This window comes from Enterococcus sp. AZ170, assembly GCF_050545135.1.
Lineage (GTDB): Bacteria > Bacillota > Bacilli > Lactobacillales > Enterococcaceae > Enterococcus_L > Enterococcus_L ureilyticus.
In genome coordinates this window covers 219,294-236,825 of sequence record NZ_CP172947.1, presented here as the reverse complement: position 1 = coordinate 236,825, position 17,532 = coordinate 219,294, and the positions used below count along the sequence as shown (strand labels likewise).

Sequence of the window (17,532 nt, the reverse complement as noted above, 5' to 3'; positions counted from 1 at the left end):
GTTTTAGCCCCCTTTCGTTAATAAAGTCGTCATTGTTTTTGAAATATCATTCAACAGTTCATCATGGCTTCTTTGTCCCCGATGCAGCTGATGAAAAACTTGACCATCTTTAATAAACAACACTCGATCAGCATGACTTGCAGCGATTGCACTATGTGTGACCATCACAATCGTTTGGTTTTGCTGATTGACTTCTTGAAATAATTGCAATAAATTTCCAGAGCTTTTTGAATCCAAAGCGCCTGTAGGCTCGTCTGCCAAAACTAGCTGAGGTTTCGTAATCAATGCTCGTGCTGCAGCAACTCGCTGCTTTTGTCCTCCTGAAATCTCATAAGGATATTTTTCTAATAATGGTTCGATCCCTAATTTTTTGGCTAACGGTTTGATTCGTTCTTCCATTTCCTTTACAGCAACTTTCGATAAAACCAACGGCAAAAATATATTGTCTTTTACTGAAAAATTATCAAGTAAATTAAAATCCTGAAAAACAAAGCCTAAATTTTCACGGCGAAACGCTGCTAGTCTCCCTTCTGGAATTTCAGTGATATTCGTACCATTCAGTAGTACTGTGCCATTTGTCGGTATATCTAGGGTTGCTAAAATGTTCAGTAGTGTACTTTTACCAGAGCCTGATTCACCCATGATCGCAATATATTCCCCTTCATCGACTTGAAAAGAAACATCTTTTAACGCAGTGACTTGATTGCCGCTAAATCTGGTCTGATAGATTTTTTGAATATGATTTACTTCCAACATTGCCATTAGACTCTCTCCCACCTATAATTTATCTACATATTCACTATAAATAAAAAAGCAGCCAAAGAACACTTACACTTTGCCTGCTAACCTTACATTAAGGTAAGGAGCACCCTCAATAACCCAATCACTCAACGTCGAAAAGTTGCTGTACAAGGTTTAAACGGACCTTCGTTCCGATCCCTACCTCCGATGTGAGGTAGATTTGATGCCCCAATTTATTTAAAATTTCATTACTCATAAATAATCCTAATCCTGATGCTTTTTGATACGTTCTGCCGTTAAATCCAGTATAGCCCCGTTCAAACACACGGCTAATATCCTCCTCTAATATACCGATACCAGAATCTTCAATGATCAATTCTAACTGAGACTCCGCAGTCATATATACCCTGATTCCGCCTTGACTTGTATACTTGATAGCATTAAACATGATTTGTTCCAAGACAAATTGCAGCCACTTTTTATCGCTGATGATTTTTTGCTCTGTTGGTTCTAATGACAATGAAAGGTTTTTGTGAATAAAAAAAACAGCATATTTTTTCACAGTGTCTTTGATGAGCTGATCTAAATCAATTTCTTCAAACACAAAATCAGTTTCTGTATGGTTCATTCGTAAATACTGTAACATCATATCCAAATACTGGTCTACTTTAAATAATTCTTGTTTTAAAATAACCTGATCAAGTTCATTTTCCTGCATTTTTAAATTCAATACAGCAATGGGCGTTTTGATTTGATGGCTCCATAGACTATAATAATCCATCAATTGCTGATTCGCTGCTTCAAGTGCGCTCACTTCTGTCCGGTATTCTTTTTCCATTGCACGTACTAATTGTTCATATTCTTTTTCTATTAACGAATCGGTCCTTTTTTTCTGATGTACATAGAGCTTGGGTGCCTGAATACCTTCTTGCAACTTTTGATGTTTTCTGTAATAAAAGCTAAATTGAACAGCCACTACGCTCAGAATCAATACGCCTGAAAATAGAATGGCATCAGAGTAAATAGAAAATGGCAATTCATAAAGGAAGAAGGTCAACGCAAATAATCCAATGATTCCAGCATAAGTTAGAAGCGCTAATCGCTTATCAAATACGTATTGAAAAAATAATTTCATACGGCTTACTCTCCTTCACCTAACCGATAGCCTTTGCCTTTTTCTGTGTATATATGCGTATCCAAGCCAATATCTGCCACTTTTTTTCGCAAACGCGTCATATTCACAGACAAGGTATTCACATCGATAAATTCTTCACTTTCCCATAATTTTTCCATGATTTTTTCCTTTGGTACGACTCTTTCAGTTTGTTGAAAAAGCAATCCCAAAATCTTGGACTCATTAATCGTTAAAGCAACAGTCTGCTCGTCAAAACGAACTTCAAATGTATCTAAATCTAAGCTAAATCCTTGATAATTCAAACAATGAGAGGTCGGCTGCATTTCACTGCGACGTAAAATTGCTTGGATTTTTGCCACTAATACTTGTAAATCAAATGGTTTCGCAATAAAATCATCTGCCCCCATGTTCATCGCCATCAAGATATTCATATTGTCATTGGCAGATGATAAAAAGACAATTGGCACGTCTGTCTGTTTCCGTAACTCACTACACCAGTAAAATCCATTATACAAAGGCAATGAAATATCCATTAATACTAAATCCGGTTGATACCGCAGCGCATCTTCTACCACATTTTGAAAATCATCAGCTGCCTGCACGTCAAATGCCCATCTTCTTAAAAAAGTAGAAACGGTCTCTGTGATTTGTAGATCATCTTCTACTATATAAATTTTCTTCATTTTATCCTCCATTCTACCACCTATTTTTTGAGTTCCTACTTTTATTGTGGGAACTCACGATGCATTTGTCAATTTATTTTTTTAAGTAAAATAAGCAAGGTCGAGACAAAACTGAACATCCGTTTTATCTCGACCTCGCTTGGTTTACTTATTTCTCAAATACTTCTGGATACAGCATTTTCAGTACATCCATCGTTAAATGGCGACCTTTACCCGAATGTGGATAAGCATGCATATGCATTGCTGGGTTGAAGTTTGCTTCTATGATGCCATATGTTCGGCTATGCTTCGTTCCCTTGATCGATTTATCCGGCACGATCAAGTCGATGCCACAGATTTTGGCGCCTAAGGCTTGGACTGCTTCAATGGCAATTTGCTTGTAACTTTCATCAAAATCATCTGTCACATCGATGGAATCGCCACCCGTGCTGACATTAGAGTTTTCTCTTAGATACACAATTTGATCTTTTTCTGGAACAGATGTTGTTAATAAATTTTGTTCTTTTAACATCAAACGCTCAACGTCACCTAACTGAATCAATTCTAATGGTGAACGGTGATGGGTTCCTCTCAATGGGTCGAGATTTTTTTCGGCTACCAATGCTTCCACAGAGCGGATACCATCTCCCACCACATTGGCTGGTACGCGCAACATAATCGCCCGCACTTGATCATCTAAAACAAAGAATCGATATTCCGTCCCTGGCAAGAACTCTTCAATTAAGACAGCTGAATCTTCTTTAAACGCTAACTGCAAGGCTTCAGTATAATCAGCTAATGAAGCACCCTCTTTGAAAATGGTGATTCCTATACCATAATTTGTCGTTTTTGGTTTGATCACAAATGCTTTTTCCGAATATTTTACATAGGCCTGTTCAGCCATTTCCAGCGTATCAAATTCATCGCCAGCAGGAACTGTAAAGCCAGCTTCTGCTAAAACTTTTTTCGTCACTGTCTTATTCTCCATGATCAATGGGACAACATAATTATCTTTACTGGTCATATTAGCATTTTTGACATATTCGATATGCTCATTATGTTTGAGTTTCAAAAATTGTTCTGGTTCATCAAGGATTTCAACCTCGACACCCTTTTGAATGATATCAAATAAAAATAGTTGCGTAGATAGCTCCATGTTTCTAAAGCCAGCCAATTGATACGGGCGTTCAAATGCCATCCCTTGAAATTCTTTCCCGAAAATAATCCCCAATTCATTATTGGAGTTACTTTCAATGATCGTCCACATCTTTCCGGCAATCGTTAAATCAGGTGTTCGCAACTGTGCTCGATGAACTTCTAATGATTTTTTAGCTCTAAATAATCCTAAAGACTCGATCATTTCATCCATTTCAGCAAAAATCCGATCCCCTTCTGCCAATAATTTCACTTGGGCAAACGGATGACCTAAAGCGACTTGCTCATTCAAGAAATCTCCTGTCGCTACCCAATCATTGGGCGCTTCCTTTTCATCAGTCCACAACAAATACAACATAAACAGATGGATAAATTCTAGAGATTCTTCATCAACACCTAGTGGGGCAAACGGATTTAAATCTAAGTTTCGTAATTCAATGTAACGAACACCCGTTTTAGGTAGATCAGCCATTTGCTTGCCGCCGCGTAATCGAACCGCTGAATAAAATTCTTTTTCTTCTGATAATATGCCATTTTCAACCATCCGATGAATATCTTTGATGTAATGTTGTAAAGATTCATAAGATACTTTGACATTTTCATTATTTTTGTAACCAAATGCACTGTTACGTAAACTTCTAACCGGCTCTTTCGGTCGTTCTTCACGTTCAGTAAAGTAACCCGGCTCACTCACAGGAGAAGCGCCAAATAGATACGTGATCAGCCAACGGTAACGTAAATAGTTACGTGAGACTTTCATATATAAAATATTTTTGAATTCTTCGATCGTTTTATACTCTGTTTGCGCTGAAAAAAGCTGCTGAACTAATTCGATATCGTATTCAAAATTAAAATGAATTCCGCTGACCATTTGCTTGCGTTTCCCATATTCTCTTGCTAAATAACGACGATACAAAATCCCATCATACTGCTCGAGTTTGGCGATTTTTATCTCTTCATCTTTTAGTGGTAATTTTGGCGGCATACTTAGGGGCCAAAGCATCTCATGTTTATTCATCGAACGAAACGCTACATCATGAATTGCTGCGAGATAACGCATCATTTCATGGATTGAATTTGCCACAGGTGTGATCAATTCCATTTGCGTTTCACTAAAATCGGTTTGAATATATGGATGATATGTTCGATTCCCTAAAACCGTTGGGTGGTCTGTCATTGCTAATTGACCATCAAATGTCGTACGTTGACTTTCTTTTTCTAATCCAAAGCGCGCTGCCATGATATAGGGGCGTGCATTTTTTTGCTGTAACAACTCTTTAAATTTCATACTGTCGCCTTTCTTCCCTGTTATTATGCTATTACTCATCATTATATAGAAAAAGAGAAGCAAAAAAAATATTTTAGCTTAAATTTTGTCAAAAAGGAAATAAATTTACTACTTTGGACAAAGATAAGCCTTATTTATTTTGTATCCTCTACTATCTATTCTTTTAAGATCCGTGACTTCCATGTATACTAAAAAGAAAAAATAATTTTAATCAGAGAGGTATCTAATGACGAATCAAGCCTTAATCATCATCGATCTTCAAATCGGACTAGAAAGTTTTGGCACTGGCTTATTTCAGCGTGATAAGGTTTTAGTTGGCGTGAACCAACGAATCAGCGAGTACCGAAAACAGCAGTTACCAATTATCTTTATCCAACACGAGGATGAAGACTTGGTGATCAATAGTCAAAGTTGGCAGTTATTCGACCAACTAGACGCTAGAGCCGAAGACTTCTATATTGGTAAAACCCATGCAAATTCCTTTTTCCACACACCATTAAAAGAACTATTGGATCAACTGAGTATCACCCAACTTGAATTTTGCGGTGCTCAAACAGAATATTGTGTGGACACAACAATCCGTATGGCACATGGTTTAGGCTATACATGTTTCATGAAGCGTGGTCTAAGCACTACCCTGGATAATGATTTATTAGATGCTAAAACAATTATTAGGCATCATGAACAGTTATGGGACCAACGTTTTCTAACGTTTATTTGATTCAATACCCCTTGTTTTCTATCTCTCTCTAATAGTACCATATTCTGGAAACAAAAAATTAAAATTATCTCATGATATCTTCTAGTCATTCGTGATAGTATAACTAGGGGATATTTGTTGCGTTTTATTAATTTCGTTCTTATTTTCTATTCAAAGAGGAAATATCCCGTATTCTATGGAAATGGAGGAAGGTTTTACATGAAATTTACGAAAAGACAAATCCAAGATACATTATACGTAACAATTGGTTCTTTTATTTTAGCAGTATCGATCAATTCAATTTTACTACCAAATAAAATCGTGGCTGGTGGTGCCAATGGAATTAGTGTAGTAATCAATTATCTGTTTGGGATCAATCCAGCGTTAGTTTTGTATGCAATTAACTTGCCCTTATTACTGCTTTGCTTTTTGCTCCTTGGAAAGGAAGTTGGGATCAAAACAATTTATGGTAGTTTGATCTATCCTTTTTTTGTGGGAATTACAACGCATTTACCTGTGCTTACTCATAATATTTTTCTTGCAACAATCTTTGGTGGTCTTTTAACCGGGATTGGGTTAGGACTAGAATTTAGAGGAAACGCGTCAACTGGCGGAACGGCGATTATCTCTCAAATCGTTAATAAATATTTTAAAATTTCCCTAGGCGTGTCGATTTTGTTTGTGGACGGTATCGTGATTTTATCTGCCCTATTTGTTTTCAATACTGATACAGTTCTCTTCTCTCTGATTTGCTTATACCTTATTGGACGTGTGGTGGATATGGTCCAAGTCGGTTTTGTTCGTTCTAAGAATGTTCTGATCATTTCACCAAAATATGCAGAAATCAAAGAAAAAATCTTAGTTGATATGGATAAAGGGTTAACGATGATACCGATTGAAGGCGGTTATCAAAAAAATCCAAGTATGTTGATGATGACTGTCATCAGTGAAAAAGACTTTGCTAAAATCAAAGAAAATATCATGGCAATCGATGAAGAAGCCTTTATTGTTTCGATGAATGCGAGTGAGGTCTTTGGTCGAGGGTTTAGCTTGAAGAAAATCGCAGAGGATTACGGGATTGAAACGAATAATTTGTGATAGAGCGGTAAAATAAAGCCCTTAGCTCTCATGAAAAATGCTTTGTGTAGCTAGATCAAGAGAATCGGAATGAAACAGTTTGCCACTTAGCAATCCAAAGGACCAATTTTTCCATTCCATTATGTACGAAATTCATTTTTCATGTTATAATTAACTTGCAGAAAAAAAGCATGTGGTACACTAAACCCCTGAAGAGTGTGAGTCTTCAGGGGTTTTTCGTGGGCTAATGCCGCCATATTTTGTTTTACTTCTTTTTAGTATTTAGCCAATACTCAAATACAGAGCTCAATATTCCTACAAGAAGCGGGCAAAAAAATGCTAAAAGCATGGGTACACCTCCTTTCAGTCGCAGGACTGGCGGATAGGCGACATATTAAAATACGCTTTTTTGCTCTTACTGCATTATTCTCATTTTAGGTGGAGATATTGCTAGTCAATCAGATTTTTATACTATAAAAAAATAAGTATACTAAGATCATTGTGTTTGTCTAATGATCTTAGTGTGTTTATTTAATCGTTGATTACTACTTTATTAGCTCTCTTGATTCTCACAATTCAAGCTTATCACCTCACCATTATCGATCAAATACTCCACGCGTGTCTCACCCCAAAAACAAAGTAAATCAAAAATTTCTCCCCATTATTCACTACATTCACTTAAATTATATTATACTTTTGGTGAAATTTAGTTGTCGGCAGTTCAGCAATTTGAATGGACAGCGAACATAGTGCCAACGTTATTTTAACGAATAAAAAAACTTTTGGCTGGCTACTTTGTAGTCACTCAAAAGTTTTTTCTATTTCTTTAATCTTCGACTTTTAGTAATCCTTTGAACAAACCAATCGCAAAATCATTGGCATCAAACCTTTCCAAATCATCAATACCTTCCCCAAGTCCGACTAATTTCACTGGTAAATGCAACTCATTACGAATCGCCAGGACGATTCCACCTTTGGCTGTACCATCTAATTTTGTTAGTACTAAGCCTGTGACATCCGTTGTTTCTTTAAATTGTTTTGCTTGTGACATTGCGTTTTGCCCAGTTGTGGCATCTACTACAAGCAGGACTTCATGAGGTGCATCTGGTAGTTCTCGCTGAATTATACGTTTGATTTTTTCAAGTTCATTCATCAAATTGACTTTATTTTGCAAACGTCCTGCTGTATCAACAAGTAAGATATCTGCATTCTCCGCTTTGGCACGTTCTACTGCATCAAAAACAACTGCTGCTGGATCACCGCCAGCATTGCCTCGAACAACTTCTACCCCAGCACGTTCACCCCAGACGACTAATTGATCGATAGCCCCTGCTCGAAAGGTATCAGCTGCTGCCAATAGGACTTTTTTACCATCTTGTTTGTATTCGTGGGCAAGTTTACCGATACTAGTCGTTTTACCAACACCATTTACACCGACAAATAACATCACAGTCAATCCGTTTTCTTGGATATTCAACGCATTATTTTCTTCAATGCCTTCAGCTTCGTAGAGATCAACCATTTTTTCAATGATCGTATTTTGCACAGCAGCAGGTTTCTTCACATTACGCAATTTTACTTCTTGACGGAGCGATTCTGTAATTTTTATTGCTGTATCAAAACCAACATCAGCACCGATCAACGTTTCTTCTAATTCTTCAAAAAAGTCTTCATCAACTGAACGGAAGTTGGCAAATAATTCATTTAAACGTTCACCAAAGGTTTTGCGAGTTTTCTCCAGCCCTTTTTCATATTTCTCTTGTACGATGATTTCTTCTGCTTGTTCCTCCATAATTTCAGGATCAACACGTTCTTCTGCATGTATCACAGGGGTCACCGTGGTCAAAGGATCACTTTCCGTTTCTAAATTGGTTTTTGGTTCTTCTTCATTTTCAAAAGAATCCTCTTGTGTTTGTTCTGTCATTTCTTGTTCGACTGGTTGCGTTTCTGAAACTTTATCTTCTACCTCAGCTTCTGTCTGCGTTTCATCTATTTCGATTTCAGCTGGCTGCGTTTCTTTTTCGTTCATGAAAGCTTTTTTTATTTTATCGAAAAATCCCATTTAATTCCCTCCTTTCAATGGTTCTAAAACAAATTTTTCAACGGCTTGTGCGACACCGTCATTGTCGTTTGTGTCTGTGATCACGTCTGCCAAATCTTTCACTCGAGAAACAGCATTTTCCATCGCGATCCCCAGACCTGCATATTCGATCATTGGTAAATCATTTTCTTCATCACCGAGCGTCATGATTTCTTCTTGTTTAATACCTAAATCTCTTGCTAATAGAGAAATACCGTAAGCTTTTGTGATTCCTTTTGGCATAAATTCAAGTAAATTACTTCTCGTTTTGATGATTTCATACCGATCGTAAAATGGACGCGGTATTTTTTTGATTTGCTCATCTAAATACGTTTGATCTACTGCAATAACAGCTTTATTATAGATTCTGTCAGCGGTCAATTGCGCTAATTCGTAAGACTCATATGTCAGTAATTTATTTAACTGGCTATACAACGATTCATGATCCTTTGTCGTTGGCAACTGCAATACAAGCCCATCAGATAAAATATCCAATGGTACGTTCAATGATTTAGCCAACTCAAACAAATCATGGATATTTTCTACAGGCATAGACGCTTTTTCGATGATTTCACCTGTATCATTTTTTTGAACCAAACCACCATTGAAGGTGATACTGTAGTCCCCATTGTCACGCAAATTCAAATCGTCCAAATAAATACCGATTGCCGCTAATGGTCGACCTGTACAAATAACGATTTTAACACCTGCAGCTTTTGCTTGCGCTAAGGCTTCTTTGTTTCTTGCAGATATTTCCTTATTACTATTTAATAACGTGCCATCTAAATCGATAGCGATCAATTTAATCAACCTGTCTTGTCCTCCAATCCTATACAACTAGCTTTCAGCGACGATTGCGCCGCCTTCTTTGACTTCTTCCAAACGAACAGAAACGATTTTCGAAACACCTGATTCCTGCATCGTTACTCCATACAACACATCTGCGGCTTCCATAGTCCCTTTACGGTGTGTCACCACAATAAATTGTGTATTATCTTCAAACTCACTCAAATAATGACCAAAACGAGAAACGTTCGCATCATCTAAAGCGGCTTCGACTTCATCCAAGACGCAAAAAGGTACTGGTCTAACACGGATGATCGAGAACAATAAGGCAATCGCCGTTAATGCTCGCTCACCTCCAGAAAGTAAGCTTAGATTTTGTAATTTTTTACCTGGAGGTTGTGCTTCGATTTCGACCCCAGTATTCAATAAATCTTCTGGATTCGTTAAAATCAATTCTGCCCGACCGCCGCCAAACATATTTGGAAATACGACGTTAAACTGTGCTCTAATTGCTTCAAAAACCTCACTAAACCGCGCTTTAACTTCTTCATCCATTTCGCCCATCGTTTCAAATAATTGCTCTTTGGCATCTAATAAGTCATCACGCTGCGTCACTAAAAACTCATGTCGTTCATTGACTTGTTCATACTGTTCGATTGCGTTAAGATTGACGGGGCCTAAACGTTCGATATCACGTTTCAAGCGTTTCACTTCGATTTTTGCCTGTTCTTTGTCGATTGTCAATTCGTAGTCCTCACTTGCACGCTCAAAGGTCAAACTGTACTCTTCTTGCAAATATTGTAACGAATTGTCTAATTTGATTTCTGAACGGTTTTTTTCGACTTCGATTTTTGTTTGCTCTGTTAATAAATGTTGCTGCTGTTTATTTTCTTCTGCTAAGCCGACATCGATTTGGTCGACTTGTGCTTGTAATTGCTGACGAGCAGTTTTCGCTTCTTGAATACTCGTTTGGAGTTGCTCTTTTTTCTCAGCTAATTGTTCTAATTGAACCGCTAAACTTTCTTCCGTCACTTGATGATTGGTTGAATTGTCATTCAATTGTTGTAGTTGTTGTCGTAATGCAGTCTCTCTAGCTAAAAATTCGTCTAGTTGGATTTGCTTTTCTGCCGCTTGTTCGGTTAGGTGCGCTAGTTGTTCTGTTACAACGGCTTGATCGGCTTGCACTTGATTGAACCGTTCAAACGCCTCTGCCCGTAATGTTTCCATTTGGCTGGCTTCTTGATCGACTTGTTTCATTTCCTGATCCAAACGATTTTTCGTTTGATTTAGCTCTTGCTGTTGCTCTGTTAATTCGGCTTTTCTTGTTTGATACTCAGTTAAAAATTGATGTAATTCTCGCGCTTCAAATTCAAACAAGCGTTGTTCCTTCGTTAAACGAGTGATCGTTTCTTCTTGATTGGCTAATTTATTTTGCAGCTCTTGTTGCTTCAAGCGGCTCGTTTCACCTGTTGAACGCAATTGCTCAAGTTTTTCATTTAATTCTTTGACTTCCTCTGTCAGCTGTTGTACTTCTTTTTCGGTAACCGTCAATTGTTTTTCGACCCGCTCCATTTGTTCAGTCAATGTTTGGAGTTCTTGGGTTTGTGAAAATAAGCTGCCTTGGTTGCCTCGCTTGTTGGCACCACCCGTCATCGAACCACCTGAGTTCATGACATCACCCTCTAAAGAAACAACACGATATTGATAATTCACAGCTTTTGCTAGTTGATTGGCGCTCTCTAAACTTTCCGCTAACAAGGTTACACCTAAGAGGTTTTGGATCACATTGCTGACTTCATATGAAAAATGAACTAATTCGCTAGCGACTCCTAAATATCCAGAAATAGTACTGACACGATCGCGCACCGCACTACTCACGTTTCGGGGCTTGATCGTCGTCAATGGCAAGAACGTTGCCCGACCGCTATGTTGTTGTTTTAGGAACGTAATACCTGCTCGACCATCTTTTTCGGTCTCCACGACTACATGTTGTGCAGCTCCGCCTAAAGCTGTCTCAATCGCTACTGTATACTCTTTGGGAACATCGATTAATTCCGCAACTGCACCGACGATTCCAGTCAATTGTTCTTTGTGTTTTAAGACTGAACGAACACCTTGATAAAAGCCAGAGTAGTTTTCTTGGATTTCTTGTAAGCTTTTTTGACGTGCTTTTGCTTGTTGAACTTGGTTCATCGCTTGGTACATTTGCTTTTGTTTGGTCGCTAATTGTCCTTGTTTTTGATCTAGTTGCTGTTTGAATTGGGTATATTGTTTTCTTTGCTCTATTAAAGATTGTTCTGATTCAAAGACATTTGCTTCTAGTTGTTCTTTTTCGATTAAGGCATCCGTCATTTGTTTTTCTAGTGCTTCATGCTTTTGAATAGACTGTTGATTTTTAGCTGTTTCTTGTTGATATTGTCGCTCTAAGTACTTTAAGTCATTGCTCGTATTGGCTTGTTCTTGCATGACCTCAACGTATTGGCTACGTAGTTCTTCTAATAATTCTTTAGAAGATTTACTATATTTTTCAACTTCTAGTTCTGAGGATTTGATTGCTTCAACTAATGATTCACGTTGCGCTTTTTTCTCAGTGACCTTTGCTTGTAAGTCTTGCACTTCTTCACGATATCGAGTGATTTTCTCAGCATTCTCTGTTAATGATTGCTGATATTCACTAGTTGTTTGCATCGTGTGTTTTGAACGTTCAACTAAGACGTTTTTTTGTCCTTCAGTTTGTTTTAACGCTTCGGTGATTTGTAATAATTGCTGCTGTTGTGTCTCGATCTGCTCATCTAATTTATTGCGTTTACCGCGTAGTTGGAATAGCTCATCTTCTGAATCACGTATTTTCTTGCTTGCCACCTGCAATTTTTCTTCGATTGCTACAAGTTCGGTCGCTTTTATCTCCCAGACTTCTTTGGCTGTTTCGATTTCTGTGACGGTCAAGCTAACATCGATTTCAGTCAAGCTCTCTTTAAGCTTCAAAAACTCCTTGGCTGCTTCGCTTTGTGCAGCTAGAGGAGTCAGTTGATCTTCTAATTCATAGATGATATCTTGCACACGACTTAAATTATCTTCTGTTTCAAACAGTTTTTGTTCTGCTTTTTTCTTTCGTTGTTTGTATTTCAACACACCTGCTGCTTCTTCAAAAATCCCGCGACGGTCTTCTGGTTTACTATTAAAAATCGCTTCGACTTTCCCTTGAGAAATGATCGAAAACGATTCTTTACCCAAACCAGAATCCATAAATAAATCGTGGATATCTTTCAAGCGACAAGCTTGTTTATTGATATAAAAATCACTTTCACCTGTTCGACGATAGCGACGTGTCACGCTGATTTCAGTAAAATCTAACGGTAAAAAATGATCACTATTATCTAAGACAACCGTTACTTCGGCAATATTCAACGCTTTACGACCTTCAGAGCCCGCAAAAATAATATCCGGCATCTTGCCTCCGCGAAGGCTTTTAGCTGACTGCTCACCTAAAACCCAGCGAATCGCTTCGGTGATATTACTTTTTCCACTGCCATTTGGTCCGACAACAGCCGTCACGCCATTTTCAAACTCTATTACGGTTCGATCCGCAAAGGATTTAAATCCCGCGATCTCAATTCGTTTTAAATACACGAATAAAACGGCTCCTTCCAAGCTTACTCAGGATTCTTTTTCAGCGCTCGTTCAGCGGCATCCTGTTCTGCTAATTTCTTTGATTTCCCCTGACCTGTTCCAATCATTTTTTCGTTAACAAAGACTTCTACAAAAAAGATCCGATCATGAGCGGGGCCTTCTTCATTGACTAAACGATAGTCAATATGGACGTCTCCTTGTCGTTGTAATACTTCTTGTAAATGTGTTTTGTGATCCATCTCATGTGAAAAAGCACCGGCATCGATTTTTGGAAAAATGACTTCTGCAATGAATTTTTTGACTGCATCCACTTTTTGATCTAAGAATAAAGCACCTAAAAATGCTTCGAATAAATCACACAGTAACGCTGGTCTAGTACGTCCGCCTGAATTTTCTTCTCCTTTTCCTAGGAGAATATATTGGTCAAAATGACATTCTTTCGCAAATTTGGATAAACTATCTTCTCGAACGATCGCCGCCCGCATCTTCGTCAGCTTGCCTTCCGGCATTTCTGGGAATTGTTTATACAGATATTGAGAAACCAATAATTCTAAAACGGCATCTCCTAAAAATTCTAATCGTTCATTGTCAGATAGCTTTAAGTATCGATGCTCATTCACATAGGATGAATGGGTAAAAGCTTGTTCTAATAGGTTGACATCATGGAATACAATGCCGTAACGTTCTTTTAATTCGGTAGTTAACTGATTGTCCATTTGCTACATTCCTTTAAGTTTATTTACAACCTTCTCCATTATACTTTTTTTTACGGGATTTTTAAATGGTTAGGGCGGAATTGACTTAAAATGACTGCCTGTTTCAACGTATTTGCAAGTTTTACTAATGATTTCGGCTTGTAGAATGAGACTTTTTATAATAAACTCTAAAGATTCGAGCATTCGTTCTGATTCAAAAGACAAAAAGCGTTCAAGATCGTTTAAAATCTCGATACGCTTTTCGTTTAATCTGTTTCAGTAAAAAATCGTTTAATCTCAATTGCAGCTGCTTCTGATGAATCTGAGGCATGGATAATATTTTGATAACTATTCGCACCATAATCTCCACGAATCGTCCCAGGTTCCGCTTCTAAGCAATTCGTTGCGCCAATCATTTTTCGAACAGTTTTAATGACACTTGTTCCTTCTAAAACGAGGTAAACGACTTCTGATGAGGTCATATAGGCCAACATGTCTTCAAAAAAATCAAATTTCTTCACATGCGCATAATGTTCTTCCGCTAATTCTCGAGACATTTTTGCTATTTTTAATCGACGAATGTTTAATTGCTTCTTTTCAAATCGCTGAATGATTTCTCCAACTAATTTACGAGTAACTCCGTCTGGCTTGATGATGATTAATGTTTGCTCCATTTGATTTCTCTCCTTAATCCCCACTTTTTTGTAAGCGCTTAAAAAGAAGGTTACCATGCTTACCATAGTCTGTCTAGTGTATAAGTGACAAAAAAAAGTTGGGCATTGTCCTTTTTGATAGACTACTTAAAAAAGAGAGACTGGGACAGCTCGCCACGAGCTACCTTAGTCTCAGTCTCCTCTTTCTAATACTATTCTTTATTTAGGTTTATCTGCTGTTAGTTCCACTTTAGACCAATCCATCTCTTTATTACTTAATAGATAATTTTTCACACGATTGTTTACTGGTTGGATAACATAATAATTTGTCGTTGGAATCGCAAAAGCCTCCTCTTTGGCATACTCTTGCCACGCGTAAAAAGCTTTTTTACGTTCTTTATCGTCGAATGTTTTTTCTGATTCAAGCGCTTTTAATAACTTATCATTTTCTTCTGAAGCAAAACGAGTATAGTTGAATTCGGAGTTTCGACCATACAAGCCTGTTGGTGCTGGATCTAAACCTGTTACCCAAGCTGCGTTGTAAACATCGATTTCTGGATCATCTTCTTGTAATTTTTTGTAAAATGCTTGACTGTCCATCAATCGACCACCAGATAATTCAACTTTCAAGCCAATTTTTTCCCACTCTTGAATCATGTAGTCTGCTAATGCTTGAGAGATTTCTTCATTCTTACGGCAAGCAAAGTTAATGACTAACTTGTCCCCATTTGGATCTTCACGGATACCATCATCATCCGTATCTTTGTAGCCTGCATCTTCTAACAATTTCTTCGCTTTTTTATGATCATACGAGTAACCTTTTTGGTCAGGATTATGGACACTCTTGAAAAATGGAATGATCAATGAATTACTCGTGCTTCTCAAACCATGATAAAATTTATCGGCAATTGCTTCTGTATTAATGGCATAGCCCATTGCTTGACGTAAGTTTTTGTTTGCCATTTTTGACTTTTCATCATAGGCTACTCCCTCTTGTTCAGCATTCCATTTCCCCATTTTAAACCCTAGATACGTATAAGAATTATCCACATCACCTAATATTTGGTATCCTTCTAAATCCTTATACGTATCATAACTATCCGCAGGCATATCCACAAAAGTATCATATTCCTTTGCCTTCATACTCTCTACAACACTTGCGGTTGGGACAATTGTTTTAACAATTTTAGCTAGTTTTGGCTTGCCGCCATAATAATGTTCATTTGCTACGAACGTTGCTGACTCTCCATTGACAAACTTATCTAACTTAAACGCACCCAAAGTTACAGGATTTTTCCGAACCGGATCACTGGTTTCCATATCCTTAACAGCAATTCCTTCAAAAAGACGTTTAGGTGTCGCCGTACCCCAAATGACGCCACCAGCCAACTTGATTGCAGGATTCATTTCAATATAGGATATTTCTACTGAACGATCATCGATTGCTTTGATACCAGAAATCGTTTCTGCTTTTCCTTCATGGTATTCTTTCATTCCGACAATTGATTCAAATTTACTACCATAGCGGACACCAGGATAGTCTTTATGCCCTATGATTTCGTATGGGAAAATAACATCCTCTGTTGTGACTGCTTTGCCATCGCTCCATTTTAAATCCTCACGCAACTTGATGATAGCTTTTTTACCATCTACGTCAATTTCAAGATCCGCAGGACCACCATCAATCAATTTGCCCTCATCATCATATTTAATTAGTGACTCATAAGCACCTGACATGATTTTTGTATCCAATGCATTTGAAGAAAAGTTAGCATCAAATACTCCTGGAAATTGTGTATCTGCTGCAATTGCTACTTTTAGCGTTCCTCCATCAATTGCTTTCTCTTCATTTTTTACTGCTCGTGCAAATTTTGTTGCATCCTCATTAGACGATGTACTCTCTTCCTTTTTGCCGCCTCCACAGGCTGCTAGTCCTAATGTTACAGACATTAACAACATCACACCACTGACCATTTTCTTTTTCATAAAATATCCTCCTCATTTTTTTGTTTACCCTAATCGTTGTTTTGCATCTGCCGTACGTTTGAAAGCTTGTCCGACATAATTTATACTTAGCATCAGCACTAAAATCAGTAGTGACGCAGGTAACCAAACCCATTGTTTATTGACTAACACATCGCCGCTACTGGCAAAGCTGATCAATGTCCCTAAGCTTGGCACATTGGCAGGCAGTCCAAAACCTAAGAACGTTAAGGTCGTTTCAATACCGATATTACCAGCAAAATTCATTGTCAAATTGGTGATGATCAATGAGCTTAGATTAGGCATAATTTCTCGAAACATGATTTTAATATTACTCGTCCCCATTGTTTTGGACGCATTTACATAATCTCGACGTCCTTCTGATAATGTTTTGCTTCTGAATAATCTTGCTTTTGCTACCCAGTAAAATAGACTCATGATCAAAATAAATGACCAAACATTATACTTAGGAATAATCGTGACAAAAACAATAATAATCATCATCATTGGCAAGATCATCGTAAAATCAACGATGCGCATAATAAAATTATCTACTTTTCCGCCATAATAACCCGCTAATATCCCTATACCAACACCAATAACGGAAGTAATGATCGTAATCGCAAATCCAATAACAATGGAGTTTCTCGCACCTATAATTAGTTGCCCAAAAACATCTCTACCACCTTCATCCGCACCTAAAAAGAACTTGCCTCCTGGCGGAGAATATTTTTCAAATATGTCGATTGTCATGACGTTGTTTTGGTCAATAATCAACGCACCTATAAAGGTAACAGCTATGATCAGCAATAAAATCACTAGTGAAAGCAGAGCTAGCTTATCTTTTTTAAACTCCCTAGCAATCATCTTTAACCCCATTGGTGGTGTACTGATTTCGGTATATTCCTGTGATTCGCCAATTTCTTCCATCGACTCGTTGTTCATCA

General features: G+C 37.7%; 13 protein-coding genes. 2 read left to right on the top strand and 11 right to left on the bottom strand.

Annotated elements, in window-relative coordinates:
• Positions 1-3: 3 nt before the first annotated feature.
• The 4 genes from IGJ55_RS01125 to gshAB all read right to left on the bottom strand — a co-directional run bounded on the left by IGJ55_RS01125 (position 4) and on the right by gshAB (position 4,981).
• Positions 4-762 carry an ABC transporter ATP-binding protein gene (locus IGJ55_RS01125; protein ID WP_207120198.1) on the bottom strand — a complete coding sequence of 253 codons (759 nt, stop codon included), beginning with the start codon at positions 760-762 and terminating at the stop codon, positions 4-6.
• A gap of 121 nt (positions 763-883) precedes the next feature.
• The gene (locus tag IGJ55_RS01120) at positions 884-1,876 is read right to left on the bottom strand and encodes a sensor histidine kinase (protein WP_207120199.1); all 993 of its coding nucleotides are present in this window, start codon (positions 1,874-1,876) and stop codon (positions 884-886) included.
• Positions 1,877-1,881: 5 nt separating this feature from the next.
• Complete coding sequence (locus IGJ55_RS01115; protein WP_207120200.1) at positions 1,882-2,559, bottom strand: response regulator transcription factor; 678 nt, start codon at positions 2,557-2,559, stop codon at positions 1,882-1,884.
• 148 nt (positions 2,560-2,707) lie between these two features.
• Complete coding sequence (gshAB, locus tag IGJ55_RS01110; protein ID WP_430607139.1) at positions 2,708-4,981, bottom strand: bifunctional glutamate--cysteine ligase/glutathione synthetase; 2,274 nt, start codon at positions 4,979-4,981, stop codon at positions 2,708-2,710.
• 226 nt (positions 4,982-5,207) lie between these two features.
• Between gshAB and IGJ55_RS01105 the strand changes: the two genes are divergently transcribed.
• Both IGJ55_RS01105 and IGJ55_RS01100 read left to right on the top strand, forming a co-directional pair.
• Positions 5,208-5,702, top strand: a complete 495-nt coding sequence (locus tag IGJ55_RS01105) for a cysteine hydrolase family protein (RefSeq protein WP_207120202.1) — start codon at positions 5,208-5,210, stop codon at positions 5,700-5,702.
• 198 nt (positions 5,703-5,900) lie between these two features.
• Positions 5,901-6,779: a YitT family protein gene (locus IGJ55_RS01100; RefSeq protein WP_430607137.1), complete on the top strand. Its 879-nt coding sequence runs from the start codon at positions 5,901-5,903 to the stop codon at positions 6,777-6,779.
• Positions 6,780-7,584: 805 nt separating this feature from the next.
• On the opposite strand, the gene ftsY is transcribed toward IGJ55_RS01100, so the two are convergent.
• The 7 genes from ftsY to IGJ55_RS01065 form a co-directional block, all read right to left on the bottom strand.
• Positions 7,585-8,820: a signal recognition particle-docking protein FtsY gene (gene ftsY, locus IGJ55_RS01095; protein ID WP_429951214.1), complete on the bottom strand. Its 1,236-nt coding sequence runs from the start codon at positions 8,818-8,820 to the stop codon at positions 7,585-7,587.
• Positions 8,821-9,648, bottom strand: coding sequence for a Cof-type HAD-IIB family hydrolase (locus IGJ55_RS01090; protein WP_069639176.1), 828 nt, complete (start codon positions 9,646-9,648; stop codon positions 8,821-8,823).
• A 27-nt stretch (positions 9,649-9,675) separates the two neighbouring features.
• Positions 9,676-13,254, bottom strand: a complete 3,579-nt coding sequence (gene smc / locus IGJ55_RS01085) for a chromosome segregation protein SMC (protein WP_430607134.1) — start codon at positions 13,252-13,254, stop codon at positions 9,676-9,678.
• 23 nt (positions 13,255-13,277) lie between these two features.
• Complete coding sequence (rnc, locus tag IGJ55_RS01080; protein WP_069639174.1) at positions 13,278-13,970, bottom strand: ribonuclease III; 693 nt, start codon at positions 13,968-13,970, stop codon at positions 13,278-13,280.
• A gap of 245 nt (positions 13,971-14,215) precedes the next feature.
• Entirely contained in the window at positions 14,216-14,623 is a 408-nt protein-coding gene (gene ndk / locus IGJ55_RS01075) for a nucleoside-diphosphate kinase (protein WP_430607131.1), read from the bottom strand.
• Positions 14,624-14,821: 198 nt separating this feature from the next.
• Positions 14,822-16,588 (bottom strand): oligopeptide ABC transporter substrate-binding protein, encoded by a 1,767-nt coding sequence (locus IGJ55_RS01070; protein WP_069639172.1) that lies wholly within the window; start codon positions 16,586-16,588, stop codon positions 14,822-14,824.
• Positions 16,589-16,612: 24 nt separating this feature from the next.
• Positions 16,613-17,515 carry an ABC transporter permease gene (locus tag IGJ55_RS01065; RefSeq protein WP_069639230.1) on the bottom strand — a complete coding sequence of 301 codons (903 nt, stop codon included), beginning with the start codon at positions 17,513-17,515 and terminating at the stop codon, positions 16,613-16,615.
• Between the last annotated feature and the right edge of the window lie 17 nt (positions 17,516-17,532).

Bases quoted from the DNA above. Each gene is read 5' to 3' on its own strand.
- IGJ55_RS01125 (WP_207120198.1), bottom strand. From the start codon at position 762: ATGGCAATGTTGGAAGTAAATCATATTCAAAAAATCTATCAGACCAGA.
- IGJ55_RS01120 (WP_207120199.1), bottom strand. From the start codon at position 1,876: ATGAAATTATTTTTTCAATACGTATTTGATAAGCGATTAGCGCTTCTA.
- IGJ55_RS01115 (WP_207120200.1), bottom strand. From the start codon at position 2,559: ATGAAGAAAATTTATATAGTAGAAGATGATCTACAAATCACAGAGACC.
- gshAB (WP_430607139.1), bottom strand. From the start codon at position 4,981: ATGAAATTTAAAGAGTTGTTACAGCAAAAAAATGCACGCCCCTATATC.
- IGJ55_RS01105 (WP_207120202.1), top strand. From the start codon at position 5,208: ATGACGAATCAAGCCTTAATCATCATCGATCTTCAAATCGGACTAGAA.
- IGJ55_RS01100 (WP_430607137.1), top strand. From the start codon at position 5,901: ATGAAATTTACGAAAAGACAAATCCAAGATACATTATACGTAACAATT.
- ftsY (WP_429951214.1), bottom strand. From the start codon at position 8,820: ATGGGATTTTTCGATAAAATAAAAAAAGCTTTCATGAACGAAAAAGAA.
- rnc (WP_069639174.1), bottom strand. From the start codon at position 13,970: ATGGACAATCAGTTAACTACCGAATTAAAAGAACGTTACGGCATTGTA.
- ndk (WP_430607131.1), bottom strand. From the start codon at position 14,623: ATGGAGCAAACATTAATCATCATCAAGCCAGACGGAGTTACTCGTAAA.
- IGJ55_RS01070 (WP_069639172.1), bottom strand. From the start codon at position 16,588: ATGAAAAAGAAAATGGTCAGTGGTGTGATGTTGTTAATGTCTGTAACA.
- IGJ55_RS01065 (WP_069639230.1), bottom strand. From the start codon at position 17,515: ATGGAAGAAATTGGCGAATCACAGGAATATACCGAAATCAGTACACCA.